Annotated in this window: 25 protein-coding genes; 17 read left to right on the forward strand and 8 right to left on the reverse strand. The window is 71.9% G+C overall.

The window, feature by feature from the left end; translation table 11 throughout:
- Positions 1-34: 34 nt before the first annotated feature.
- Together fabG and fabI are read left to right on the forward strand one after the other, a co-directional pair.
- The gene (fabG, locus tag AC2YHB_RS06645; RefSeq protein WP_179651370.1) at positions 35-745 is read left to right on the forward strand and encodes a 3-oxoacyl-ACP reductase FabG; all 711 of its coding nucleotides are present in this window, start codon (positions 35-37) and stop codon (positions 743-745) included.
- Between the two features lie 2 nt (positions 746-747).
- On the forward strand, positions 748-1551 hold the full coding sequence (fabI, locus tag AC2YHB_RS06650; RefSeq protein ID WP_036545853.1) for an enoyl-ACP reductase FabI: 804 nt from the start codon (positions 748-750) through the stop codon (positions 1549-1551).
- Here the strand turns inward: fabI and AC2YHB_RS06655 are convergent.
- Positions 1480-2229: a YwaF family protein gene (locus AC2YHB_RS06655; protein WP_179651369.1), complete on the reverse strand. Its 750-nt coding sequence runs from the start codon at positions 2227-2229 to the stop codon at positions 1480-1482. The genes fabI and AC2YHB_RS06655 overlap by 72 nt on opposite strands.
- 34 nt (positions 2230-2263) lie before the next feature.
- Here AC2YHB_RS06655 and AC2YHB_RS06660 point away from each other — a divergent pair, with 34 nt between their 5' ends.
- Positions 2264-2773, forward strand: a complete 510-nt coding sequence (locus AC2YHB_RS06660; RefSeq protein WP_179651367.1) for a SixA phosphatase family protein — start codon at positions 2264-2266, stop codon at positions 2771-2773.
- Positions 2774-2812: 39 nt separating this feature from the next.
- Here AC2YHB_RS06660 and serB read toward each other — a convergent pair whose 3' ends face one another.
- Positions 2813-4033 carry a phosphoserine phosphatase SerB gene (gene serB / locus AC2YHB_RS06665; protein ID WP_036545848.1) on the reverse strand — a complete coding sequence of 407 codons (1221 nt, stop codon included), beginning with the start codon at positions 4031-4033 and terminating at the stop codon, positions 2813-2815.
- A 31-nt stretch (positions 4034-4064) separates the two neighbouring features.
- Entirely contained in the window at positions 4065-4790 is a 726-nt protein-coding gene (locus AC2YHB_RS06670; protein WP_179651365.1) for a hypothetical protein, read from the reverse strand.
- A gap of 30 nt (positions 4791-4820) precedes the next feature.
- On the opposite strand from AC2YHB_RS06670, the gene AC2YHB_RS06675 reads away from it, so the two are divergent.
- Genes AC2YHB_RS06675 through AC2YHB_RS06690 form a run of 4 tightly spaced genes read left to right on the forward strand, consistent with a single transcriptional unit; the run spans position 4821 to position 8018 of the window.
- Positions 4821-5615: an ABC transporter ATP-binding protein gene (locus tag AC2YHB_RS06675; protein ID WP_036546274.1), complete on the forward strand. Its 795-nt coding sequence runs from the start codon at positions 4821-4823 to the stop codon at positions 5613-5615.
- A gap of 22 nt (positions 5616-5637) precedes the next feature.
- Entirely contained in the window at positions 5638-6123 is a 486-nt protein-coding gene (locus AC2YHB_RS06680; RefSeq protein WP_179651363.1) for an NfeD family protein, read from the forward strand.
- A 30-nt stretch (positions 6124-6153) separates the two neighbouring features.
- Complete coding sequence (locus tag AC2YHB_RS06685) at positions 6154-7218, forward strand: SPFH domain-containing protein (RefSeq protein WP_179651361.1); 1065 nt, start codon at positions 6154-6156, stop codon at positions 7216-7218.
- Positions 7215-8018, forward strand: coding sequence for a sulfite exporter TauE/SafE family protein (locus AC2YHB_RS06690; RefSeq protein WP_179651359.1), 804 nt, complete (start codon positions 7215-7217; stop codon positions 8016-8018). Before AC2YHB_RS06685 ends, AC2YHB_RS06690 begins: the two co-directional genes overlap by 4 nt.
- Positions 8019-8045: 27 nt before the next feature.
- Here the strand turns inward: AC2YHB_RS06690 and AC2YHB_RS06695 are convergent, their stop codons facing one another.
- Positions 8046-8411: a hypothetical protein gene (locus AC2YHB_RS06695; RefSeq protein ID WP_179651357.1), complete on the reverse strand. Its 366-nt coding sequence runs from the start codon at positions 8409-8411 to the stop codon at positions 8046-8048.
- 9 nt (positions 8412-8420) lie between these two features.
- Positions 8421-9398: an alpha/beta hydrolase gene (locus AC2YHB_RS06700; RefSeq protein ID WP_036545840.1), complete on the reverse strand. Its 978-nt coding sequence runs from the start codon at positions 9396-9398 to the stop codon at positions 8421-8423.
- Positions 9399-9508: 110 nt separating this feature from the next.
- Between AC2YHB_RS06700 and AC2YHB_RS06705 the strand changes: the two genes are divergently transcribed.
- From AC2YHB_RS06705 to AC2YHB_RS06720, 4 genes are all read left to right on the forward strand, one after another.
- Positions 9509-10237 (forward strand): PP2C family protein-serine/threonine phosphatase, encoded by a 729-nt coding sequence (locus tag AC2YHB_RS06705; RefSeq protein ID WP_487353677.1) that lies wholly within the window; start codon positions 9509-9511, stop codon positions 10235-10237.
- Between the two features lie 61 nt (positions 10238-10298).
- A complete protein-coding gene (locus tag AC2YHB_RS06710) occupies positions 10299-11441 on the forward strand; it encodes an LLM class flavin-dependent oxidoreductase (protein WP_179651353.1) in 1143 nt (380 codons plus the stop codon).
- Positions 11438-12088: an FMN reductase gene (locus tag AC2YHB_RS06715; protein ID WP_179651351.1), complete on the forward strand. Its 651-nt coding sequence runs from the start codon at positions 11438-11440 to the stop codon at positions 12086-12088. The genes AC2YHB_RS06710 and AC2YHB_RS06715 overlap by 4 nt, the downstream gene beginning before the upstream one ends.
- A 67-nt stretch (positions 12089-12155) precedes the next feature.
- Positions 12156-13307: an acyl-CoA dehydrogenase family protein gene (locus AC2YHB_RS06720; protein ID WP_036545829.1), complete on the forward strand. Its 1152-nt coding sequence runs from the start codon at positions 12156-12158 to the stop codon at positions 13305-13307.
- A gap of 119 nt (positions 13308-13426) precedes the next feature.
- Here the strand turns inward: AC2YHB_RS06720 and AC2YHB_RS06725 are convergent, their stop codons facing one another.
- Entirely contained in the window at positions 13427-13954 is a 528-nt protein-coding gene (locus AC2YHB_RS06725) for a YbhB/YbcL family Raf kinase inhibitor-like protein (protein WP_487353678.1), read from the reverse strand.
- Positions 13955-14024: 70 nt separating this feature from the next.
- On the opposite strand from AC2YHB_RS06725, the gene cobA reads away from it, so the two are divergent.
- From cobA to AC2YHB_RS06745, 4 genes are all read left to right on the forward strand, one after another.
- Entirely contained in the window at positions 14025-15263 is a 1239-nt protein-coding gene (gene cobA, locus AC2YHB_RS06730) for a uroporphyrinogen-III C-methyltransferase (protein ID WP_179651347.1), read from the forward strand.
- Between the two features lie 10 nt (positions 15264-15273).
- Entirely contained in the window at positions 15274-16077 is an 804-nt protein-coding gene (locus AC2YHB_RS06735; protein ID WP_179651345.1) for a TrmH family RNA methyltransferase, read from the forward strand.
- Positions 16078-16164: 87 nt separating this feature from the next.
- Complete coding sequence (locus AC2YHB_RS06740; protein WP_487353679.1) at positions 16165-17274, forward strand: NAD(P)H-dependent amine dehydrogenase family protein; 1110 nt, start codon at positions 16165-16167, stop codon at positions 17272-17274.
- A gap of 5 nt (positions 17275-17279) precedes the next feature.
- Positions 17280-17771, forward strand: a complete 492-nt coding sequence (locus tag AC2YHB_RS06745) for a carboxymuconolactone decarboxylase family protein (protein WP_487353680.1) — start codon at positions 17280-17282, stop codon at positions 17769-17771.
- A 13-nt stretch (positions 17772-17784) separates the two neighbouring features.
- Here the strand turns inward: AC2YHB_RS06745 and AC2YHB_RS06750 are convergent, their stop codons facing one another.
- Positions 17785-18699 (reverse strand): alpha/beta hydrolase, encoded by a 915-nt coding sequence (locus AC2YHB_RS06750; RefSeq protein ID WP_487353681.1) that lies wholly within the window; start codon positions 18697-18699, stop codon positions 17785-17787.
- 29 nt (positions 18700-18728) lie between these two features.
- Positions 18729-19349: a peptide deformylase gene (gene def, locus AC2YHB_RS06755; RefSeq protein WP_487353682.1), complete on the reverse strand. Its 621-nt coding sequence runs from the start codon at positions 19347-19349 to the stop codon at positions 18729-18731.
- Positions 19350-19446: 97 nt separating this feature from the next.
- Here def and AC2YHB_RS06760 point away from each other — a divergent pair, with 97 nt between their 5' ends.
- Together AC2YHB_RS06760 and AC2YHB_RS06765 are read left to right on the forward strand one after the other, a co-directional pair.
- Positions 19447-20811 (forward strand): acyl-CoA dehydrogenase family protein, encoded by a 1365-nt coding sequence (locus AC2YHB_RS06760; RefSeq protein WP_051932288.1) that lies wholly within the window; start codon positions 19447-19449, stop codon positions 20809-20811.
- Entirely contained in the window at positions 20811-22028 is a 1218-nt protein-coding gene (locus tag AC2YHB_RS06765) for an acyl-CoA dehydrogenase family protein (RefSeq protein ID WP_036545814.1), read from the forward strand. Before AC2YHB_RS06760 ends, AC2YHB_RS06765 begins: the two co-directional genes overlap by 1 nt.
- Positions 22029-22039 lie beyond the last annotated feature (11 nt).

The following is a 22039-nucleotide window of genomic DNA, read 5'->3' on the forward strand; positions in this document are numbered from 1 at the left end:
AGCGGCAGGCACCGACGCCCGTAGCGTCAGGAGCGTGAACGAACCCCGATCCGTCCTGGTCACCGGCGGCAACCGCGGCATCGGCCGCGCCATCGCCGAAGCGTTCCTCGCCAACGGCGACAAGGTCGCCGTCACCACCCGGAGCGGCGGTGCGCCCGACGGCGCGCTCGAGCTCAAGGCCGACATCACCGACGCCGCTGCCGTCGACGCCGCCTTCGCCGCGGCCGAGGAGGCCCACGGCCCCGTCGAGGTGCTCGTCGCCAACGCCGGCATCACCGCCGACACCCTGCTGCTCCGCATGTCGGAGGACGACTGGCAGTCGGTGATCGACACGAACCTCACCGGATCCTTCCGGCTGGCCAAGCGTGCCGCCAAGGGCATGCTGCGCCAGAAGAAGGGCCGGATCATCTTCATCTCCAGCGTCGTCGGCCTGCTCGGCTCGCCCGGCCAGGTCAACTACGCCGCCTCGAAGGCCGGCCTGGTGGGCATGGCCCGCTCGATGGCCCGCGAGCTCGGCCCGCGGTCCATCACCGCGAACGTCGTGGCGCCCGGTTACGTCGACACCGACATGACCGCGGTGCTCACCGACGAGCAGAAGGAAGGCATCCGGAGCCAGGTCCCGCTCGGCCGGTACGCCGACCCGACGGAGGTCGCCGGAGCCGTGCTCTGGCTGGCGAGCTCGTCGGCGTCGTACGTCACCGGCGCGGTCATCCCTGTCGACGGCGGACTCGGAATGGGGCACTGACAATGACGGAGACCACCATCAACAGCAACGGCATTCTCGCCGGCAAGAACGTCCTCGTCGCGGGCGTCACCCTCGACACCTCGATCGGCTTCGCGGTCGCGAAGTTCGCGCAGGAGCAGGGCGCGACCGTCCTCGTGTCGAACTTCGGCCAGGCCCTGCGGATCACCCGCCGGATCGTGAAGCGCCTCCCGGTGCTGCCCGAGGTCATCGAGCTCGACGTCACCGACCCCGAGCACCTCGCCGCCCTCCCGGGCGCGGTGCGCGAGGCGCTCGGCGAGGACGCGGTCCTCCACGGGGTCGTCCACTCGATCGCCTACGGCAACCCGGAGACGCTGCTCGGCGGCAAGTTCCTCGAGGGTCCGTGGAAGGACGTCGCGCAGGCCGTCGAGGTCTCGGCGTACTCCCTGAAGTCCCTCGCCGTCGCCTGCCGCCCCCTGCTGCAGCCGGGCAGCTCGATCGTCGGCCTCACCTTCGACGCGTCGGTCGCCTGGCCGGTCTACGACTGGATGGGCGTCGCCAAGGCGGCCCTCGAGTCGACCAACCGCTACCTCGCGCGCGACCTCGGCTCCGAGGGTGTCCGGGTCAACCTGGTCTCCGCCGGCCCGCTGCGCACGCTGGCCGCCAAGGCCATCCCCGGCTTCGAGGACCTCGAGTCGATGTGGACCACGAAGTCGCCGCTCGGCTGGGACAACACCGACCAGGAGCCGACCGCCAAGGCGGTCTGCGCCCTGCTGTCAGACCTGTTCCCGGCCACCACCGGCGAGATCGTCCACGTCGACGGCGGCTTCCACGCCATGGGTGCCTGACGGTCCTGCCGCACGCGCCGCCCACCACTGGGCGGCGACGGTCAGCAGCGCCCAGGCCGTGACCACGATCGCGATCTCCTCGACGACGTACCACGGCCACGGGCCGAGCAGGTCGAGGATCGACGAGCGCGGCTTGCGGACGAGGTAGCCGTAGTTGGTGTCGGCCAGCACGTTGAAGGTGTACGTCGCCACGGCCCACGCCAGCGTCGTGACGACGGCGGCACGGTAGTCCTGCCAGCGCGGCGCCCGGCGCAGCCCGACGACGAGGTACACCGCCGCCCACACGATCAGCAGGTGCAGCGCCCAGAAGGCGAAGTACCGCGGGTGCGGCAGGTCCTCGTTGAGCGAGGGCGTGAGCACGCCCTGGATCGTTAGCGTGAGACCCCAGAAGTAGGTCAGCGCCACCGGGAACGGACGGTGCGTCCACAGCGCCCAGGTCGCGGCGATCCAGGCCAGGTCGCACAGGTGCAGCGGCAGCGTGACGTCGATGTCGAAGTTCGCGACGAGGTCGATCACCTGGAACGGGATCGTCACCGCCGGCACGAGGAGCGCCCAGGCGCGGCTGAACCGGGTCGGCCCGTCGGCCTCCGCGTGTCGCCTGCCCAGCACGACCGCGACCGCCAGGCCCACGACGAACAGGCCCAGCGGCACCAGGTGTGTCGTGCCGTACGGGTCCACGGATCCAGCATGGCCCACGTCGTAGGGTGAGCACGTGCAGAACTCTCGGCGTCTCGTCATCATCCGGCACGCCAAGGCGGAGCCGTACGCGCCCACCGACGTGGAGCGCGTGCTGGCCGACCGGGGCCGGGTCGAGGGCCGGATGCTCGGCGAGTGGCTCGCGGCCGAGGGCGTGGCCCCCGATGCCGCCTACGTCTCGTACGCCGCCCGCACCCGTGAGACCTGGGACGTCGTCGCCGCCGGAGCCGGCTGGACCCTCGTGCCCGAGTACGACGGCAACCTCTACGGCACCGACGAGGAGGGCGTCCTCGACCTGGTCCGCGGCACGAAGGACGACGCTGCGACGGTCGTGGTCGTCGGGCACAACCCGACGATGGGGATGCTGGTCCAGCTCCTCGACGACGGCGAGGGTGCCGCGACCGGCTCCGTCGCGCTCGGCAGCTTCCCGACCAGCACGGCGGCGATCTTCACCGTCGACGGCGCCTGGGCGGACCTGGCGCCCATGGCGGCCCGGCTCGACGCCTTCCACGTCGCCCGGGCCTGACCGGACCCTGACCGGGCCCTGAGGCGAGCCGGGCCCGGATCAGGCCAGCGGGGGAGCCGGGGTCACGATCCCGGCCTCGGCGTCGGCCGCCTCGATCTCCTCGCGGCTGATCCCGAGGAGGTACATGATCGTGTCGAGGTAGGGCACGGTGAGCGAGGTGTCGGCCGCCTCGCGCACGACCGGGCGCGCGTTGTACGCGATGCCGAGGCCCGCGGCGTCGAGCATGTCGAGGTCGTTCGCGCCGTCGCCGATCGCGATGGTGGCCGCCTCGGGGACGCCGAGGTCGGCGGCGAACTCGCGCAGTGCCCGCGCCTTGCCGGCCCGGTCCACCACCTCGCCGACGACCTCGCCGGTGAGCCTGCCGTCGACGATCTCGAGCGTGTTCGCGCGGGCGCGGTGGATGCCGAGGTCCTCGGCGAGCCGGTCGGTGATCTGGCTGAACCCGCCGGACACGATGGCGAACCGGTAGCCGAGCCGGCGCAGGGTGCGGACCATCGTCCGGGCGCCGGGGTTGACCACGATGGCGTCGTACACCTCGTCGATGACGGACGCGTCGAGTCCCGCGAGCAGCTTGACCCGGGCGCGCAGCGACTGCTCGAAGTCGAGCTCGCCGCGCATCGCACGCTCGGTGACGTCGGCGACCTCGGCGCCGTAGCCGGCGTGCTCGGCGAGCATCTCGATGACCTCGCCCTGGATGAGCGTCGAGTCGACGTCCATCACGATCAGGCGGACGCCGTGGCGCAGGAGGCTGGCCGGCTGGACGGCGACGTCGATGCCGTGGCGGGCCGCCTCGACGGCGAGCAGGGTCCGGAGGCGGTCCGGCGCGGCGCCCGAGGTGTGCAGCTCGATGGCGGTCACGGGGTAGCGCGCCATCCGCTCGATGCGGTCGATGTTGCCGCCGCAGTCGGCGATCCGGCCGGCGATCGCCGCCATGGCCGATGCCTTGAGGGGAGCGCCGATGATCGTGACGTGGGCGCGGTCGCGCGAGCGGCTGCGGTTGTCGCCGGAGCCGCGCTCGATGTCGACGCTCATGCCGAGTGCCTCGACGGTCTCGGTGACGGCCTTGCGCAGCTTCTTGGCGTCGCGCGGCGCGGTGACCAGCACGCCGAGCACGAGCCGCCCGCGCATCAGGATCTGCTCGACGTCGACGACCGAGACCCCGGAGAGGGAGAGGGTCTCGAGGACCGCGGACGTCACGCCCGGCCGGTCCGTTCCGGTGACGGTGATCAGCAGCGTGTCAGGGGCGTCGTGAGGGCTCATCGCGGCTGCAGGCTATCGGCTCCGGGGGCTGTCACCGAGCCGGTGGCCAGCCGTCGGGCGAGCACGCGGCGCCGAGGGCGTGCCGCGCGGCCCGCTCGAGCGGCTCGATCGCGGCCCGCCGGGCCGCCGCCTCGCCCGCACTGACCGCTCCGCCGTCGTCGCCGAGGGCCAGCTGGGCGACGGCCAGCAGGTGCTGCGCACGCCCGGCGAGCTCGACGGACCGGGCCGGGACGCCCTCCGGCGCCGGCAGCGGTACGGCGGCCCGCAGGTCGTGCAGCTCGTCGGCGACCTCCGGCTGCCAGCTCGCCACGTCCAGCTCCGCGAGCAGGTTCGCCGCCGCCAGCAGCCCGGACCGCAGCGCCCGGTCGGCCTCGCCGAGGTCGAGCGGGGGACGCCGCTCCGCGGGCAGCACGGTCCACTCGACGGCGCGCCCGACCTGGGCGGGCACCAGCGCGGTCGCGGCGCCGAGCAGGAGGGCGGCCTCGCCGGCGTCGATCGCGGCCGCGTTGAGCTCCCGCGGCCCCCGCAAGCCGGCCGGGTCGCCGGGCACGGGGAAGACCGCCGCGACGCCGGTCGCGCCCCGGTTGCGGGCGTCGGCGAGCTCGAGCAGGAGGGGAGAGGCGCCGTCGGGGCCACCGACCACGTGCGCCGCGTCGTCGCCGAGCACGCCGTCGAGGAAGGCGTCCGGTCCGATCCGGCCCTGCAGCCACGCCGTACCCCACCACGCGAGCCGGCCAGATGCGGGGAGTCCACTCACGGTGCAAACCTAGTCGTTAGGGTGGCCTTCATGTCCGCCGTGCTCGAGCTCGCAGAGGTGACCGTACGGCGTGGCCAGGCCACGCTGCTCGACCGCGTGAGCTGGGTGGTCCGCGAGGGGGAGCGGTGGATCCTGCTCGGGGCGAACGGTGCGGGCAAGACCACGCTGATGCAGGTCGCCGCCGCCCAGATGTATCCCACCACCGGTGCCGTCGGCGTGCTCGGTGAGCTGATCGGGACCGTCGACGTGTTCGAGCTGCGTCCGCGCATCGGCGTCTCGAGCGCCGCGCTCGCCGAGCTGATCCCGCGCGACGAGAAGGTCCGTGACGTGGTGCTGTCGGCGTCGTACGCCGTGCTGGGCCGCTGGCGCGAGCAGTACGACGACGTCGACCACGCCCGCGCCGACGCGCTCCTGCGGGAGGTCGGTGTCATGCACCTCGCCGACCGCACCTTCGGGACGCTCAGCGAGGGCGAGCGCAAGCGCGTCCAGATCGCCCGCGCCCTGATGACCGACCCCGAGCTGCTGCTCCTCGACGAGCCGGCTGCCGGCCTCGACCTCGGCGGCCGCGAGGACCTGGTGTCGACGATGTCGGTGCTCGCCTACGACCCGACGTCGCCGGCGACCGTCCTCGTGTCGCACCACGTCGAGGAGATCCCGCCGGGCTTCACCCATGTGCTGATGCTGCGCGGTGGCGGCGTCGTGGCGCAGGGTCCGATGGAGTCGACGCTCAACGCCGAGGCCCTGTCGGCGACCTTCGGCATGCCGCTCGTGCTGGAGCAGAACGACGGACGGTACGCCGCCCGCCGCCGCCAGCGGCGTGGCTAGTCGCCACGGTTAGGGTTCGGTCATGGACTGGCTGCGCGACCACCTCTGGGAGACCTGGCTCGCCGTTGGGATCGCCCTCGCGCTGGCCGAGCTGCTCAGCATGGACCTGTTCCTGCTCATGCTCGCCGGCGGTGCGCTCGCCGGCATGGGCGCGGCCTTCCTGACCGACAGCGTCGTCGTCCAGGTCCTCGTCGCCTCGGCTGCAGCGCTGCTGCTCCTGGCCGGCGTCCGCCCACCGCTCGTACGCCGCCTGCACGGTGGACCGGACCTGGTCCTCGGACCGGCGAGCCTGGTCGGGTCGCGCGGCATCGTCACCGAGGCCGTCGCCGAGCACCGGCCCGGCCGCGTGAAGATCGGCGGCGAGAGCTGGCTGGCCGTCTCCGCGGGCGCGGAGTCCGGCATCGAGGTCGGGCGTACCGTCGAGATCGTCTCCATCGGCGGCGCCACCGCCGTGGTGCGCCCGGTGAGCGACCCGCCTGCTCCGCCCGCGCTTCCCGAAGCGAACTGACCCCCCAGACCCCGGCTGAAGGAGCCCCCCATGGTCGTCCTGGTCGTCCTGATCCTCCTGCTTCTCTTCGTGATCACCGTGGTCGCGAAGTCGATCCGGGTGGTGCCGCAGGCCTACACCGGCATCGTCGAGCGCTTCGGCAAGTACAAGGAGACGCTGCCCGCGGGCCTGAACTTCGTGGTGCCCTTCATCGACAAGGTGCGCTACATGATCGACCTGCGCGAGCAGGTCGTCAGCTTCCCGCCCCAGGCCGCCATCACCGAGGACAACCTGACGGTCGACGTCGACACGGTCATCTACTTCCAGGTCACCGACCCCATCGCGGCGACGTACGAGATCTCCAACTACATCCAGGCGATCGAGCAGCTCACCATGACCACGCTGCGCAATGTCGTCGGCGGCATGGACCTCGAGCAGACGCTGACCAGCCGCGAGTCGATCAACAGCGGCCTGTCCGCAGTGCTCGACGAGACGACCGGGCGCTGGGGCATCAAGGTCAAGCGCGTCGAGATCAAGGGGATCGACCCGCCGCCGTCCATCAAGGACGCGATGGAGAAGCAGATGCGCGCCGAGCGCGACAAGCGCGCCCTCGTCCTCACCGCGGAGGGCCAGCGCCAGTCGGCCATCCTCACCGCGGAGGGCAACAAGCAGGCCGCGATCCTCAACGCCGAGGGTGAGCGCGAGTCGCAGATCCTGCGCGCCCAGGCCGAGCGGGAGGCCCAGATCCTGCGGGCCCAGGGCGAGGGGCAGGCGATCCAGACGGTCTTCCAGGCGATCCACGACGGCCGCCCGGACCAGTCGCTGCTCGCCTACCAGTACCTCCAGATGATGCCGCGCATCGCCGAGGGCGACGCCAACAAGGTGTGGGTCATCCCGTCCGAGATCACCAAGGCGCTCGAGGGCCTCGGCTCCTCGATCCACGAGGTCGCCGGCATCCCGAGGTCGACCTCCGGCCCGGCCAAGCGCGTCGACATGGGCCCGTCCGAGCCGGTGGAGTCGGTGACCGGCACCAGCGAGGCGGTCCAGGAGGCCATCGCCGAGGCCGAGAGCGCGGCACGCCCGGGCCAGCCGGGGGAGCCTCCCGCCCAGCCGTGACCATCCTCGAGATCGCCGCCGTCCTGCTCGCGGGCGTCGGCGCCGGGACGATCAACGCCGTCGTCGGCTCCGGCACCCTCATCACCTTCCCGACCCTGCTGGCGCTCGGCGTTCCCCCCGTGACCGCCAACATGTCCAACAGCCTCGGCCTCGTGCCGGGATCGGTCGCCGGCGCCGTCGGCTACCGATGCGAGCTGGAGGGCCAGCGCACCCGGATCGTGCGGCTGCTGGTCTTCTCCACGACCGGGGGCGTGCTGGGGGCGGTGCTGCTGCTCGTGCTGCCTCCCGGGGCCTTCGAGGCCGTCGTACCGGTGCTCATCCTGCTGGGCGTGACGCTGGTGGTGGTCCAGCCGCGGTTGTCGCGGTACGTCGCCGCGCGGGCCGAGCGTCGTACCGGCGACGCGACGAGGGAATCGCCCACGGGTCCGCCGTGGGTGCTGGCCGCCGCCTTCCTGACCGGCGTGTACGGCGGCTACTTCGGCGCCGCCCAGGGCGTGATCCTGATGGGCGTGCTCGGGATCGGGGTCAACGAGGGCCTGCAGCGGCTCAACGGCGTGAAGAACGTGCTCGTGGCCGTCGTCAACGGCGTGGCCGGGCTGATCTTCGTCGTGGTGGCCGAGCTCGGCCTGCTCGGCAGCGACGCCGAGGTCGACTGGCTGGTCGTGGCGGTGATCGCCGTCGGTGCGGTGATCGGCGGCTTCCTGGGCGCGGCGGTGGGCCGCAAGCTGCCGCCGCTCGTGCTGCGCGGCGCGATCGTGGTGGTCGGCCTGGTGGCCGTCACCGTGATGCTGGCGACCTGACGCCGGGGGCGCCCGGTCGCCCGCGCGTCACTTGCCGCGGCTGAGGACCAGCGCGGCGATGCCCGAGCCGACGGCGCCCGCGGCGATGCCGACGAGCGCGCCGCCCTGCAGCTTGGGCAGGCCGCCGCCGGCGATCTCGAGCGCACCGCTGGCGGCGTCCGCGCCGTCGACGGCGATGCCGACCACGGTCAGGTTGCGGCGCAGCGAGCCCTTGGAGACCAGCGTGACCGCGCCGAGCGCGATCTCGCGGGCGCCGAACATCCGGTTGATGACACCCATGTTCGGGTTGGCGGCGGGGTCGATGCCGAAGAGCCGGGCCGTGGCCGAGGGAGCGACGAGGGAGCCGATGCCGATGACGATGCGGCCGAGCGAGAGTCCGGTGACGGGATCCATGGCGCGAGGTTAGCGGCTGCGGAGGACGTAGGCGTCCAACCAGAGTCGGATCTCCTCGTAGGCCCGTGCCCGGGGCTCCGGACGCGAGAGCACGACGTCGTGGACGGCTCCCGGGACGGCCGCATAAGTGACGTGCGGGCCGACGGCGGTCGACCAGCGCCGGATCTGCCGGACGTCGAGCACGATGTCGGTGCTGAAGACGTCCTCGTCCATCGCCGACGGCGAGCTGCTGCGGTCGGAGGAGAGGACCAGGACGGGCGCCGCCACCGAGAGTCCCGCCTGCAGGCGGGCGTGGCCCTTGCGGATGGCGCGCAACCAGCCGAACCGGACGGGGAACGACTCGACCGGCTTCCAGGTGAGGTCGAAGTCCCACTCGCCCTCGTGGTCGCGGTGCAGGCTGCGCGCGTAGTGGCCCTTGACCTCGCGCGGCAGCGAGCGCATCGGCTGGCGACGGCCGACCTGGTCGATGAGCAGGCCGGCGACCGGCGTGCGCAGCGCGGGACGGCCCTGGAGGTCGAGCCAGGGGGAGTTGAGCAGGAGCCCGGCGAGCTCCGCCGGCTGACGGGCGTCGGCCCACAGCGCGACGATCAGCCCGCCCGTCGAGTGTCCGGAGACGACGACCCTCGTGTGGCCGTCGCGGACGGTGATCCGCTCCCACGCCGCGTCGAGGTCCGCGAAGTACTCCTCCAGGTCGGCGACATAGGTCGCGGACTGGTGCGGACGGATCGACCGGCCGTACTTGCGGAGGTCGAGGCCGTAGACGTCGTGCTCGCGCTCGAGCCACCACTCGCCGTACTCGGTGTGGAAGAAGTAGTCGGAGAACCCGTGCACGTGCAGGACGGCGTGCTCGGTCGGGCTGTCACCGCGGCGGCTGACCAGGGTGGCCACGACCTCGCCCTCGAAGTCGTCGTCGAGCGGGATCGTCTCCACGACCCACGGCTCGCCCAGGATGTCGACGGTGGTCTCGACGTCGGTCGGCTCGCTCACGCCCCGATTCTAGGAGCCGGCGAGGACGCCTGACGGAGGAACCCGGTCCGACCAAGGGGGGTTGGCCGGACCGGGCCCGAAGGAAGGTTACCCGGCCCTACCCTGTCGGCATGCAGGATCACGCCGAATGGGCCAGATTGCGCGACAGGTTGCTCGCGCGCGGGCGCATGCCGGCGCTCCCCGCGGGCTGGTCGCACCAGTCGGCGATGCTCGCCGCCTCCGGTTTCGCGTACGGCGGCGACTTCATCGTGAGCGACCTGTCGGCCGACCAGCAGCGGCTCCAGGCCGTGCTCGTCGACGTGTGCGGCGGCGGTGAGTCGGCGGTGCCGGCCGCGGTGAGGTTCGCCGGCGCGCTCGAGAGCCTCGTCGTCGCCGTACCGGACGACGCGCTGCTGGGCGCCGCCAACGCCTACCTCCAGCGCCAGCCGTCCGACGAGGACCTGGCGACGGCCGTGCAGGTCGTGCTCGACCTCGCCACGGGGGAGTACCTGATCCGCAGCGCCGGCCACCCGCCCGCCCTGCACTGGTCGCTCGCGACGGCCGAGTGGGTGATCGACAACGCCCGCGGCACCGCGCTGGGGGTGTGCGACGCACCGGAGTTCGGCCAGACGACCGGCGTGCTCACGCCCGGTGAGGCGCTGATGTTCTACACCGACGGCGTCGTCGAGTCGCGCTCCGCCGACATCGACGAGGGCATCGCCTGGCTCCGCGCCGCTGCGCGCACCGCAGTGCTCGACGGCTGGGAGGGGGCCGCGAAGCGGCTCATCGCGCAGGTCGACCGGGGTGACGACGACCGCGCGGTGCTCATCGTTCGACGGCTGGCACCCGGTGGAATATAGTTGACATGTCACCCGTTGTGCGGGGTGACAGCGACACCACCACACCAGGGAGCGGATCACCATGCAGATCGGGATCTTCACCGTCGGCGACGTCACCACGGACCCCACCACGGGCCGGACCCCGACGGAGCACGAGCGGATCAAGGCGACCGTCGCGATCGCCAAGAAGGCCGAGGAGATCGGCCTGGACGTCTTCGCGACCGGCGAGCACCACAACCCGCCGTTCATCGCGTCCAACCCGACCGCGACCCTGGCCTACATCGGCGCGCAGACCGAGAACATCATCCTCTCGACCGCGACGACCCTCATCACCACGACCGACCCCGTGCTGATCGCCGAGGACTACGCCAAGATCCAGCACCTCACCGACGGCCGCGTCGACCTGATGATGGGCCGCGGCAACACCGGTCCCGTCTACCCGTGGTTCGGCAAGGACATCCGCCAAGGCATCAACCTGGCGATCGAGAACTACGCGCTGCTGCGCCGGCTGTGGAACGAGGACGTCGTCGACTGGGAGGGCCGCTTCCGTACGCCGCTCCAGGGCTACACCTCGACGCCGCGTCCGCTGGACGGTGTCGCGCCGTTCGTGTGGCACGGCTCGATCCGCAGCCCCGAGATCGCCGAGCAGGCGGCCTACTACGGCGACGGCTACTTCCACAACCACATCTTCTGGCCGCCCTCGCACGCCGCGCAGATGGTCAACCTCTACCGCGAGCGCTACGAGCACTACGGCCACGGCCGTGCGGACCAGGCGATCGTCGGCCTCGGTGGCCAGATCTTCATGCACAAGGACAGCCAGGAGGCCGTCCGGCAGTTCCGCCCCTACTTCGACAACGCCCCGGTCTACGGCCACGGCCCGTCGCTGGAGGAGTTCACCGAGCACACGCCGCTCACCGTCGGCTCCCCGCAGCAGGTCCTGGAGCGCACCCTGTCGTTCCGTGAGTACGCCGGCCACTACCAGCGCCAGCTCTTCCTGGTCGACCACGCGGGACTCCCGCTCAAGACCGTCCTGGAGCAGCTCGACCTGCTCGGCGAGATCCTGCCCGAGATGCGCAAGGGCTTCGCCGAGGGACGCCCGGCCGACATCCCGGACGCGCCCACCCACGCCTCGCTCGTCGCGGCCGCTGGTGGCGCGAAGGACAGCACCGTGCACGCCGAGGACACCATGACCGGCACGACCGACCGCGAGGAGGTGGACGCATGACCAAGCGGATCGTCGTCGTCTCGGCGGGACTCTCCGTCCCGTCGTCGACGAAGCTGCTCGCCGACAAGCTCGGCGACGCGGTCGAGCGGGCCGTCGGCGCCCGCGGCCAGGAGGTCGACGTCCAGCACGTCGAGCTCCGGCCGCTGGCCCACGCGCTGGCCGACCACCTGCTCACCGGCTTCCCGACGGGCGACCTCGCGGGCGCGCTCGAGCAGGTCCGCCACGCGGACGCGCTCGTCGTCGTCACGCCGGTGTTCTCGGCGTCGTACTCGGGGCTCTTCAAGACCTTCTTCGACGTCCTGGAGCCGGGCACCCTCGACGGCAAGCCGGTCGTGATCGCCGCGACCGCGGGCACGGCCCGGCACAGCCTGGTGCTCGACCACGCGCTCCGGCCGCTGTTCGCCTACCTGCGTGCCGTGGTCGTCCCGACCGGCGTCTTCGCCGCCAGCGAGGACTTCGGTGCGAGCGATGACGGCAGTCTGGACAAGCGCGTCCAGCGTGCGGCCGGGGAGCTCGCCGCCCTGCTCGGCGCCGGCTCGGGCGCCCCGGCTCCCGCGCCGCAGCGCCGCTCGGTCGCGGACGAGTTCGCGGCGCCGACGCCCTTCGAGCAGCTGCTCCGCGAGGCGGGCGGGGACTCCGTCCGCTGACCCTGCGGCGACCGTGACAGTGATGGTGTCATGATGGTGCTTCGCCCATCGTCGTGAGAGGAACACCATGCGCCGCAGCGTCTTCACCGAGGAGCACGAGGACTTCCGCAAGACCTTCCGGTCCTTCCTGGAGTCGGAGGTCGTCCCGCACTACCAGGAGTGGTACGACGCCGGTGTCGTCGACCGCGAGCTCTACACCAAGCTCGGCGACCTCGGCATCCTGGGCATCGAGGTCCCCGAGGAGTACGGCGGCGCGGGGATCCACTCGTTCAAGTTCTCGGCCGTACTGACGGAGGAGACGGCCCGGGCGGGCGTCCACCTCGGCGGCGTCGGCGTGCACCTCGAGCTCTGCCTGCCCTACCTGCTCAAGCTCGCGACGCCGGAGCAGATGAAGCGCTGGATGCCGGGCTTCGTCTCCGGCCAGGAGATGTGGGCGATCGCGATGACCGAGCCGGGGACCGGCTCGGACCTGGCCGGGATGCGGTCGACCGCGCGCCGCGACGGCGACAGCTACGTCCTCAACGGCGCCAAGACCTTCATCACCGGCGGCGTGCTCGCCGACCGCGTCATCGTCTGTGCCCGGACCTCGCCGCCGCTGGAGAGCAACCGGCGCTTCGGCATCTCGCTGTTCGCCGTCGACACGAAGTCGGAGGGCTACGAGGTCGGCCGCAAGCTCGACAAGATCGGGCTGCGCACCTCGGACACCGCCGAGCTGTCCTTCACCGACGTCCGCGTCCCCGCCACCGACCTGCTCGGCGAGGAGAACGAGGGCTTCTCGTACCTCGGCCAGAACCTCCCGCAGGAGCGCCTCGGCATCGCCTTCGGCGCCTACGCCCAGGCCGAGGCGGCCATCCGCTTCACGCAGGCGTACGTCGAGGAGCGGCAGGTCTTCGGCACCCCGGTGGCGTCCTTCCAGAACACCAAGTTCGAGCTGGCCGCCTGCCGTGCCGAGGTCGACGCCGCGCAGGCCGTCGTCGACCGGGCGCTGGAGGCGCACGACGCCGGCGAGCTCACGCCGGTCGACGCGGCGTCGGCCAAGCTCTTCTGCACCGAGGTCGCCGGTCGCGTCATCGACCGCTGCCTCCAGCTGCACGGCGGCTACGGCTACATGAACGAGTACCCGATCGCCCGGCTCTACGCCGACACCCGCGTCACCCGGATCTACGGCGGCACGTCCGAGGTGATGAAGCTGATCCTCGCGAAGTCGATGGGGCTCTGAGGGCTGGCCCGGGCGTGCATGAATCCCCGGCTGGCCGGGGATTCATGCACTTGTCGGCCGTTGCAAACCCCAACAAGCGCAGGAATCCCCGGCCGAGCGGGGATTCCTGCAGCAAGTGATCAGTGCTGGTACGTCCCCGTGATGATCGCCCGCCCCAGCGTCTTGAACGCCAGGTTGAACCCGACGACGGCGGGGGAGACCGAGCCGTCGACGCCGAGGCTGGGCTCCTTCACCGCGTGGACCACGAAGAAGTACCGGTGCACCTGGTCGCCCTCGGGCGGGGCGGCGCCGCCGTAGTTCGGCGTGCCGAAGTCGTTGCGGACGTGGAACGCACCGCCGGGCAGGGTGGCGTCGGAGGCGCCCGCACCGGTGTCGAGGCTGGTCACGTCGGCCGGGATGTCGACGACGACCCAGTGCCAGAACCCGCTCGGGATCGGGGCGTCGGGGTCGAAGCAGGTCACGACATAGCTCTGGGTGCCCTCCGGGCCGGGCTCCCAGGTCAGCTGGGGCGAGGTGTTGCCGAGGGCGTAGACCTGGTCGTCCTTCAGCGGCTGGCCGTCGGTGACGTCCGCGCTGGTGACGCCGAAGGACGGCGCGGCGGGCAGGAGCGGGTACGGGTCCGGGGTCACCGGGCGATCGAGACTCATGTCACCGACGCTAGTCCGCTCCGTGGGCCCGTGTCAGTGGCCGGTGAGGGCATGTCGGGAGAATGTCCGGGTGAGTGACTTCCCGCCGTACCCCTCCGGTCTGCGCCTCGCCGGGCGCCGCGTCCTCGTCGTCGGTGGTGGTCACGTCGCCCAGCGGCGGGTCCCGCAGCTGATCGCGGTCGGTGCGGACGTGCACGTCGTCTCGCCGGAGGTCACCCCGGCCATCGAGGGCCTCGTCGGATCGGGTGAGATCACCTGGCACGAGCGCCCGTTCGCGGACGCCGACCTCGATGGCACCTGGTACGTCATCGCCGTCACCGACGACCGCGAGGTCAACGACCACGTGTCGGACCTGTGCGAGCAGCAGCGGATCTTCTGCGTCCGCTCCGACGACGCCACCCTCGGCACCGCCTGGACCCCGGCGGTGGGCCGGGAGGCCGGCATCACCGTGGCCGTCGTGGGCAACCGCGACCCGCGCCGCTCGGCCTCGGTCCGCGACGAGATCGTCGCCGCCCTGCGCGACGGCACCATCGCGGCGCCCCACCACCGCGAGGCCACCCCCGAGCGCACGCCCGGCGTCACGCTCGTCGGCGGCGGCCCCGGCGACCCCGGGCTGATCTCGGTCGCGGGCCACAAGGCCCTGATGTCGGCGGACGTGGTCGTCGCCGACCGGCTCGCCCCGCGTGAGTTGCTCGGCGACCTGCCCGCCGACGTCGAGCTGGTCGACGTGGCGAAGCTGCCCCGCGGCCGCTCCGCGATGCAGGAGGAGATCAACCGGATCATCGTCGAGCGCGCCCTCGAGGGGAAGCGGGTCGTCCGGTTCAAGGGCGGCGACAACTTCGTCTTCGGGCGCGGGTACGAGGAGATCATCGCCTGCCGGGAGGCGGGCGTCGCCGTGACCGTCATCCCCGGCCTGACCTCGCCGGTCTCGGTGCCGGGCATCGCCGGCATCCCGGTCACCCACCGCGGCGTCACCCACGAGTTCACCGTCGTCTCCGGCCACCTCCCACCGGGCCACCCGGAGTCGCTCGTCAACTACGACGCGCTCGGGAAGATGCAGGGCACGGTCGTGGTGATGATGGGCGTCGAGAACGCGCCGCGGATCGCGGACGCGCTGGTGGCGGGCGGTCGCCCCGCGACCACGCCGGTCGCGGTCATCTGCGACGGCACGATGCCCACGCAGCGCACCGTGCTCGCCACCCTCGGCACGCTGGCCGAGCAGCTCGTGGCCGAGGAGGTCAAGCCGCCCGCGATCATCGTGGTCGGCGAGGTCGTCGCGGTCGCCCACCCGGACGCCTTCCAGGGCTGAGGCGGCGAGCATGGCGGAGCTCGTCGAGATCGCGTCGGCCGACGACCCCCGGCTGGCCGACTACCGCGACCTGCGCGACGTCGAGCTCCGCAAGGCCCTCGAGGCCGAGCACGGCCTCTTCCTCGCCGAGGGCGAGAAGGTCGTGCGCCGCGCCGTCGAGGCCGGGTACGACGCCCGCTCGTTCCTCATGGCCCCGCGCTGGCTCGACGGGCTGGCCGACGTGCTCGACCGCTCCGACGCGCCCTGCTACGTGATCGACGAGGTGCTCGCCGAGGAGGTCACCGGCTTCCACGTGCACCGCGGCGCCCTCGCCTCGCTCCGTCGTCGACCGCTGCCGGAGGTCGACGAGGTGCTCGCCGGCGCCCGGTCGGTGCTGGTGCTCGAGGACCTCGTCGACCACACCAACGTCGGTGCCATCCTGCGCAGCGGCGCCGCCCTCGGCTTCGACGCCGTGCTGCTGGCGCCGCGCTGCGCGGACCCTCTCTACCGCCGTGCCATCAAGGTGGCCATGGGAGCGGTGTTCAGCCTGCCGTGGACCCGCCTGCCCGACTGGTACGACGCCCTGCCCGACCTCGGTGCGCGCGGCTTCACCACCGTGGCGCTCACGCTGGCCCCGGACGCCGTACCGATCGAGGAGGCGGTGGCCGGCGTCGACAAGGTGGCCCTCGTGCTCGGCTCGGAGGGGCACGGTCTCTCGCCGCGCTGGGAGCAGAGCGCGGACCGCCGCGCGATCATCCCGATGTCGGCCGGCATCGACTCGCTCAACGTCGCCGCCGCGACCGCCGTCGCCTGCTACGTGACCGCGCGCCGCTGAGCCGCCCTCGGCCGGCAGATCAAGGCCTCACCAAAAAGACACGGTGTCGCACTACCGCAATGGCGCGGGTCGGCCTACGCTCCCACCATGACGAACGAGAACACGTTCTATTCGACGATCCCGGTGGCGGTGTGGGGCACCGGGAACATGGGACGTGCGTCCATCCGCGCGGTGACGGCCCACCCGGGCCTGACCCTGGCGGCGGTGATCGTCAGCGACGAGGCGAAGGAGGGCCGGGACGCCGGCGAGCTCGCCGACCTGGGCCGGTCCACCGGCGTGCTCGCGACGCGTGACGTGGACGCTGCGCTGGCGACGCTCGGCGGTGGGGGAGCCGTCGCCTACATGGCCTCCGGCGAGCTGCGCCCGGAGGAGGCCTGCGCCGACTTCGCCCGGGTCCTCGCAGCCGGGGCGGTGGTGGTGACGCCGTCGGTCTACGCGCTCTACGACCACCGCAGCGCACCCGTGGAGCTGCGCGAGCCCCTGGAGAAGGCCTGTGCCGAGGGGGCGTCGGCGCTGTTCGTCAGCGGCATCGACCCGGGGTGGGGCAACGACCTCCTGCCGGCCCTGGTGAGCGGACTGGCCTCGGAGATCGAGCAGGTGCGCTGCCAGGAGATCTTCGACTACTCGACGTACGACGCGGAGGACTCGGTCCGCTACATCGTCGGCATGGGCCAGCCCATGGACTACGAGCCGATGATGGTGGCCCCGGGCATCCCGTCGATGGTGTGGGGCGGCCAGGTGCGGCTCATCGCCCGGGCCCTCGGTGTCGAGGTCGACGAGATCCGCGAGGCCGTCGAGCGTCGGGCGCTGGACGCGACCGTCACGACCGCGCTCGGTGACTTCGAGGCCGGCACCCAGGGTGCGCTGCGCTTCGAGGTGCAGGGCATCGTCGGCGGCGAGCCCCGGATCGTGATCGAGCACGTCACCCGGATCACCGGCGCCTGCGCGCAGGACTGGCCGATGCCGCCCGACGGCGGTGACGGCGCGCACCGCGTGATCATCGAGGGCCGCCCGCGCATCGAGATCAACGTCGAGGCCACCGACGAGGGTGGCAACCGGGCCGCCGGCGGCAACGCCACCGCCGCCAACCGGCTCGTCAACGCCATCCCGTGGCTCCGCGACGCCACCCCCGGCCTGTACGACGGCCTGGACGTGCCGCTCGTGCCGAGCACCTATCTCAGCGGCCGGGAGGGCTGACGGCGATGTTCATCGAGATCCCCGAGGGCAAGGACCCGATCCTCTACGTCTGGGGCGAGCTGGTGCCCGGCATCGGGCCGGCCGCGTCCGCGATGGCGATGAGCGTCTACGAGCACAGCACGCTCGGCCTGCGCGAGTTCGAGGCCGCCCGGCTCCGGATCGCGCAGATCAACGGATGCCTCTTCTGCCAGGACTGGCGCACCGAGCGCGACGGGCAGAAGGTCGAGGACACCTTCGACCAGGCCGTCGCCGAGTGGCGCACCACCCGCGACTTCGACGACCGCACCCGCCTCGCTGCCGAGTACGCCGAGCGCTACGCCCTCGACCACCACGGCATCGACGACGGCTTCTGGCAGCGGATGCGCACGCACTACTCGGACCGCGAGATCGCGGAGCTGTCGATGTGCCTCGGCTCGTGGCTGGCCTTCGGGAGGCTCAACCGCGTGCTCGGCCTCGACGCGGCCTGCGTGCTGCCCAGCCACGCCGCCGGCGGCTGAGCAGCGCCACCCGTCAGGGGCGGAGCAGCTCCCGGAACCGCGCGATCGTCTCGTCGATCGCCTGCTGGCAGGCGGCCGACCACGGACCCATGTCGAAGAACCCGTGGATCAGTCCCGGGTACGTCGTCTGGCGCACGGGCACCCCTGCGGCCGCCAGCGCATCGGCGTACGCGATGCCCTCGTCGCGGAGCGGGTCGAACTCGGCGGTGACCACGACCGCCGGCGGCTGACCCTCGAGCGTGCCGTGCAGCGGGGAGATCTTCGGGTCATTCAGGTCCTCCGCGGTGTCGGCGTAGTGGCCGATGAACCAGATCAGCGTCGGCTGGTCGAGGAAGTAGCCGGTCGCGTTCTCGTCGCGCGAAGCGTAGGCGCCGAGCACGTCCGTCGCCGGGTAGACGAGGAGCTGGGCGGCGATGCCGGGCACGTGCTGCGTAGCCACGGCCGACAGGTTGCCGCCGGCCGAGTCGCCGGCGACGGCGAGGACGTCGCTCCCGCCGTACTCGGCGATGCGGGCCTGGACGTCGCGGACCGCGGCGATGGCGTCCTCGGCGGCGGCAGGGAACTTCGCCTCCGGCGCGAGGCGGTAGTCGACCGCGACGACGACGGAGTCGGTGCCCCTGCAGATCGCGCGGGCCATCGCCTCGTGCGTGTCGAGGTCGCCGATCACGAAGCCGCCGCCGTGGAGCAGGACCACCGTCGGCACCGGTCCCTCGGCCGCCGGCCGGTAGACCCGGGCTGGGAGCGGACCCTCCGCGCCCGCGACCGTGCCGTCCGCGACCGACGCGACCTCGGGCAGCGTGCCCGGCGGGCGGAAGTCGACGGTCAGCTTGCGGAACGCGTCGCGCGCCTCGGCCGGGGTGAGCGTGTTCATGGGGGTCCCCGCCTCGATCATCTGGAGGAGGGGAGCGAGCTGGGCGTCCACGGGCATGGCCGCACGCTACCCGCAGCGCGGGTGCGTCAGGTCGGCCACTCCGCGGGGTAGTCCTCCGCGGCGGCGTCGTGCTGCTTGCGCAGCTTCTTCATCGAGCGCGCCGAGAGCCGGTCGCCGAAGACCGTGCCGAGCGTGTGGTCGGTCTCGTGCTGCAGGCACTTGGCCAGCAGCCCGTCGCCCTCGAAGCGGACCGGCTGGCCGTCGAGGCCGACGCCCTCGACGACGGCGTGGTCGGGGCGGGCGCAGTCGACGAAGGCCCCGGGGAAGGACAGGCAGCCCTCCGGGCTGTCGTCGAGCACCCGGTCCCTGCCCTCGGGCAGGTGGACGACGGGGTTGCACACGACGCCCATCCAGCGCTCGCCGGCCGCGTCGGGACAGTCCATGACGAATATGGCGACGTCCTCGCCGATCTGGCACGCGGCGAGCCCCACGCCCTCGGCGGCGTACATCGTGGCGACCATGTCGGCGGCGAGCGCCCGCAGCGCCTCGTCGAACACGGTGACCTTCGCCTGCGGCCGGTGCATGACCGGAGTGCCCCACCGGGTCATCGGGCGGACGTTGCCGCCCCGGGGGAGAGGCCCGTACGGCGCGTGGACGACCTCGCCCGTCTCGTCGGTCCCCTGGTCATCCGCCTTGCCCCACGCCATGGCGCCAACTCTAGGTGTGAGCGCCGCAACGCAGATCACAGGGATCGATGTCACCCCACGTGTAGCGCAATGTGTAACTCACAGTTACATTTAGGGCATGTCCCTGATCAGCAACCTCAAGCCGGGTGGCAAGCACGGGGTGCCGAGCTCCGAGAGCCGCGACCCCATCGGCTACCTGGTGGCCGGCCTCAACCGGCTCGCCCAGACCGACCTCCTCGACAAGGTCCGCCTCCGCAAGCCCGCCGAGCAGGCCGTCTTCTCCGTGACCCGGACCGGGTTCAAGACCATGACCAACGCGAGCCGGACCTTCGCCAAGGCCGGCAAGAAGGGCCAGCCGGGCACGCGCCCGACCGCGGCCGCCGCGAGCGGCGTCTTCGACCTCACCCCGGGTGAGGACGAGCAGATGCTCGTCGACGTCGTCAACGAGTTCGCCGAGGAGGTCGTGCGGCCCGCAGCGTTCGAGGCCGACAAGGCGTGCTCCGCGCCCGACGACCTGCTCAAGGCCAGCCTCGAGATCGGCCTGCCGATCCTCGGCGTGCCGGAGTCGCTCGGCGGTGTCTCGGAGGAACGCTCGGCCATGGCCGGCACGCTCGTCGCGGAGGCGCTCGCCAAGGGCGACATGGGTCTCGCCGTGGCGACGCTCGCCCCGGGCTCGGTCGCCACCGCGATCGGCCTGTGGGGCACCGACGCCCAGCAGCAGACCTACCTGCCGGCGTTCACGGGTGACGAGGTGCCGGCGGCCGCGCTGGCGCTCAACGAGCCCACCGTGCTCTTCGACGTGCTCAGCCCGTCGACCACCGCGACGAAGTCGGGCGACGGCTACGTCCTCAACGGCACGAAGAGCCTGGTCGCCCGCGGCGACCACGCCGAGCTGTTCATCGTGGGCGCGAGCCTCGACGGCAAGCCGGTCCTGTTCCTCGTGGAGTCCTCGACCGAGGGCCTGTCCGTCGAGGGCGACCCGGCCATGGGTGTGCGCGCCGCGTCGATGACCAAGCTGGTCCTCGAGGACGTGAAGGTCCCGGCGGACGCCGTGCTCGGCGAGACCGACGGGTCGACGTACACCGAGTGCGTGCGGCTCTCGCGCCTCGCGTGGTGTGCGCTCGCGATCGGCACCGGCCAGGCCGTGCTCGACTACGTGACGCCCTACGTCAAGGAGCGCGAGGCGTTCGGCGAGCCGATCGCCAACCGCCAGTCGGTGGCCTTCATGGTCGCCAACATCGCGATCGAGCTGCAGGGCATGCGCCTGCTGACCTACCGCGCCGCCTCGCGCGCCGCGGCCGGCAAGGACTTCTCGCGCGAGGTCGCGCTGGCCCGCAAGGCCTGCACCGACAAGGGCATGCAGATCGGCCTCGACGGCGTTCAGCTGCTCGGTGGCCACGGGTTCGTCAAGGAGCACCCGGTCGAGCGGTGGTACCGCGACCTGCGTGCCATCGGGATCATGGAAGGAACGGTGCTCGTCTGATGGCGATCAACCTGGAAGTCCCCAAGAAGCACCGGGCGCTGGTCGACCAGGCCCACCAGGTCGCGATGAACATGCTGCGACCGATCTCCCGCAAGTACGACATCGCCGAGCACGAGTACCCCAAGGAGCTCGACATGCTCGCGGCGATGATCGACGGGCTCTCCGAGTCCGGCGCGAGCGAGGGTGCCGGCGCGACCGGTGTCCGTCGTGACGCCGGTGACGAGGAGAAGGGCAAGGTCAAGAACGGCGCCAACCTCGCGTCCGTGACCTCGGTCGCCGAGATGTGCTGGGGCGACACCGGCCTGCTGCTGTCGATGCCCCGCCAGGGCCTCGGCAACTCCGCCATCGCCTCCGTCGCCAACGACGAGCAGCTCGAGCGCTTCAAGGGCCGCTGGGCCTCGATGGCGATCACCGAGCCGTCGTTCGGCTCCGACTCGGCCGCCATCTCGACCACCGCGGTGCTCGACGGCGACGAGTACGTCATCAACGGCGAGAAGATCTTCGTCACCTCCGGCGAGCGCTCCGACTGCATCGTGGTCTGGGCGACGCTCGACAAGTCCCTGGGCCGCGCGGCGATCAAGTCGTTTGTGGTCGAGAAAGGCACGCCGGGCGTGAAGGTGGAGAGGCTCGAGGAGAAGCTCGGCATCCGGGCCTCCGACACCGCCGTCATCACCTTCACCGACGCCCGCGTCCCGAAGGAGAACCTCCTCGGCTCGCCGGAGATCAACGTCGAGCAGGGCTTCGCCGGCGCGATGGCGACCTTCGACAACACCCGTCCGCTCGTGGCCGCGATGGCCGTGGGCTGCGCCCGTGCGTCCCTCGACCTCACCCGCGACCTGCTCAAGGAGGCCGGTGTCGAGGTCGACTACGACAAGCCGGCGATCCTGCAGTCCGCCGCCGCGGCGAAGTTCCTCCAGCTGGAGTCGGACTGGGAGGCGGGCCGCCTGCTCACCCTCCAGGCCGCGTGGATGGCGGACAACCGCAAGCCCAACTCGCTCGAGGCCTCGATGGCCAAGGCGAAGGCCGGCCGCGTCGGCTCCGACGTGACGCTCTCGTGCGTCGAGCTGTGCGCCTCGGTGGGCTACAGCGAGGAGGAGCTGCTCGAGAAGTGGGCCCGCGACTCCAAGATCCTCGACATCTTCGAGGGCACCCAGCAGATTCAACAGCTGATCGTGGCGCGCCGGATCCTCGGCCTGTCGAGCTCCGAGCTGAAGTGAGCTGACCCGCT

The organism is Nocardioides sp. SRI_004 (genome assembly GCF_057586415.1).

What these genes read in the sequence shown, in the direction of transcription:
- AC2YHB_RS06725 (WP_487353678.1), bottom strand. Translation starts at nt 13,954, where the DNA reads ATGAGTCTCGATCGCCCGGTGACCCCGGACCCGTACCCGCTCCTGCCC.
- AC2YHB_RS06745 (WP_487353680.1), top strand. Translation starts at nt 17,280, where the DNA reads ATGTTCATCGAGATCCCCGAGGGCAAGGACCCGATCCTCTACGTCTGG.
- AC2YHB_RS06705 (WP_487353677.1), top strand. Translation starts at nt 9,509, where the DNA reads ATGCAGGATCACGCCGAATGGGCCAGATTGCGCGACAGGTTGCTCGCG.
- AC2YHB_RS06760 (WP_051932288.1), top strand. Translation starts at nt 19,447, where the DNA reads ATGTCCCTGATCAGCAACCTCAAGCCGGGTGGCAAGCACGGGGTGCCG.
- serB (WP_036545848.1), bottom strand. Translation starts at nt 4,033, where the DNA reads ATGAGCCCTCACGACGCCCCTGACACGCTGCTGATCACCGTCACCGGA.
- AC2YHB_RS06740 (WP_487353679.1), top strand. Translation starts at nt 16,165, where the DNA reads ATGACGAACGAGAACACGTTCTATTCGACGATCCCGGTGGCGGTGTGG.
- AC2YHB_RS06695 (WP_179651357.1), bottom strand. Translation starts at nt 8,411, where the DNA reads ATGGATCCCGTCACCGGACTCTCGCTCGGCCGCATCGTCATCGGCATC.
- AC2YHB_RS06765 (WP_036545814.1), top strand. Translation starts at nt 20,811, where the DNA reads ATGGCGATCAACCTGGAAGTCCCCAAGAAGCACCGGGCGCTGGTCGAC.
- AC2YHB_RS06735 (WP_179651345.1), top strand. Translation starts at nt 15,274, where the DNA reads ATGGCGGAGCTCGTCGAGATCGCGTCGGCCGACGACCCCCGGCTGGCC.
- AC2YHB_RS06710 (WP_179651353.1), top strand. Translation starts at nt 10,299, where the DNA reads ATGCAGATCGGGATCTTCACCGTCGGCGACGTCACCACGGACCCCACC.
- AC2YHB_RS06750 (WP_487353681.1), bottom strand. Translation starts at nt 18,699, where the DNA reads ATGCCCGTGGACGCCCAGCTCGCTCCCCTCCTCCAGATGATCGAGGCG.
- def (WP_487353682.1), bottom strand. Translation starts at nt 19,349, where the DNA reads ATGGCGTGGGGCAAGGCGGATGACCAGGGGACCGACGAGACGGGCGAG.
- AC2YHB_RS06715 (WP_179651351.1), top strand. Translation starts at nt 11,438, where the DNA reads ATGACCAAGCGGATCGTCGTCGTCTCGGCGGGACTCTCCGTCCCGTCG.
- AC2YHB_RS06675 (WP_036546274.1), top strand. Translation starts at nt 4,821, where the DNA reads ATGTCCGCCGTGCTCGAGCTCGCAGAGGTGACCGTACGGCGTGGCCAG.
- AC2YHB_RS06680 (WP_179651363.1), top strand. Translation starts at nt 5,638, where the DNA reads ATGGACTGGCTGCGCGACCACCTCTGGGAGACCTGGCTCGCCGTTGGG.
- fabI (WP_036545853.1), top strand. Translation starts at nt 748, where the DNA reads ATGACGGAGACCACCATCAACAGCAACGGCATTCTCGCCGGCAAGAAC.
- AC2YHB_RS06720 (WP_036545829.1), top strand. Translation starts at nt 12,156, where the DNA reads ATGCGCCGCAGCGTCTTCACCGAGGAGCACGAGGACTTCCGCAAGACC.
- AC2YHB_RS06685 (WP_179651361.1), top strand. Translation starts at nt 6,154, where the DNA reads ATGGTCGTCCTGGTCGTCCTGATCCTCCTGCTTCTCTTCGTGATCACC.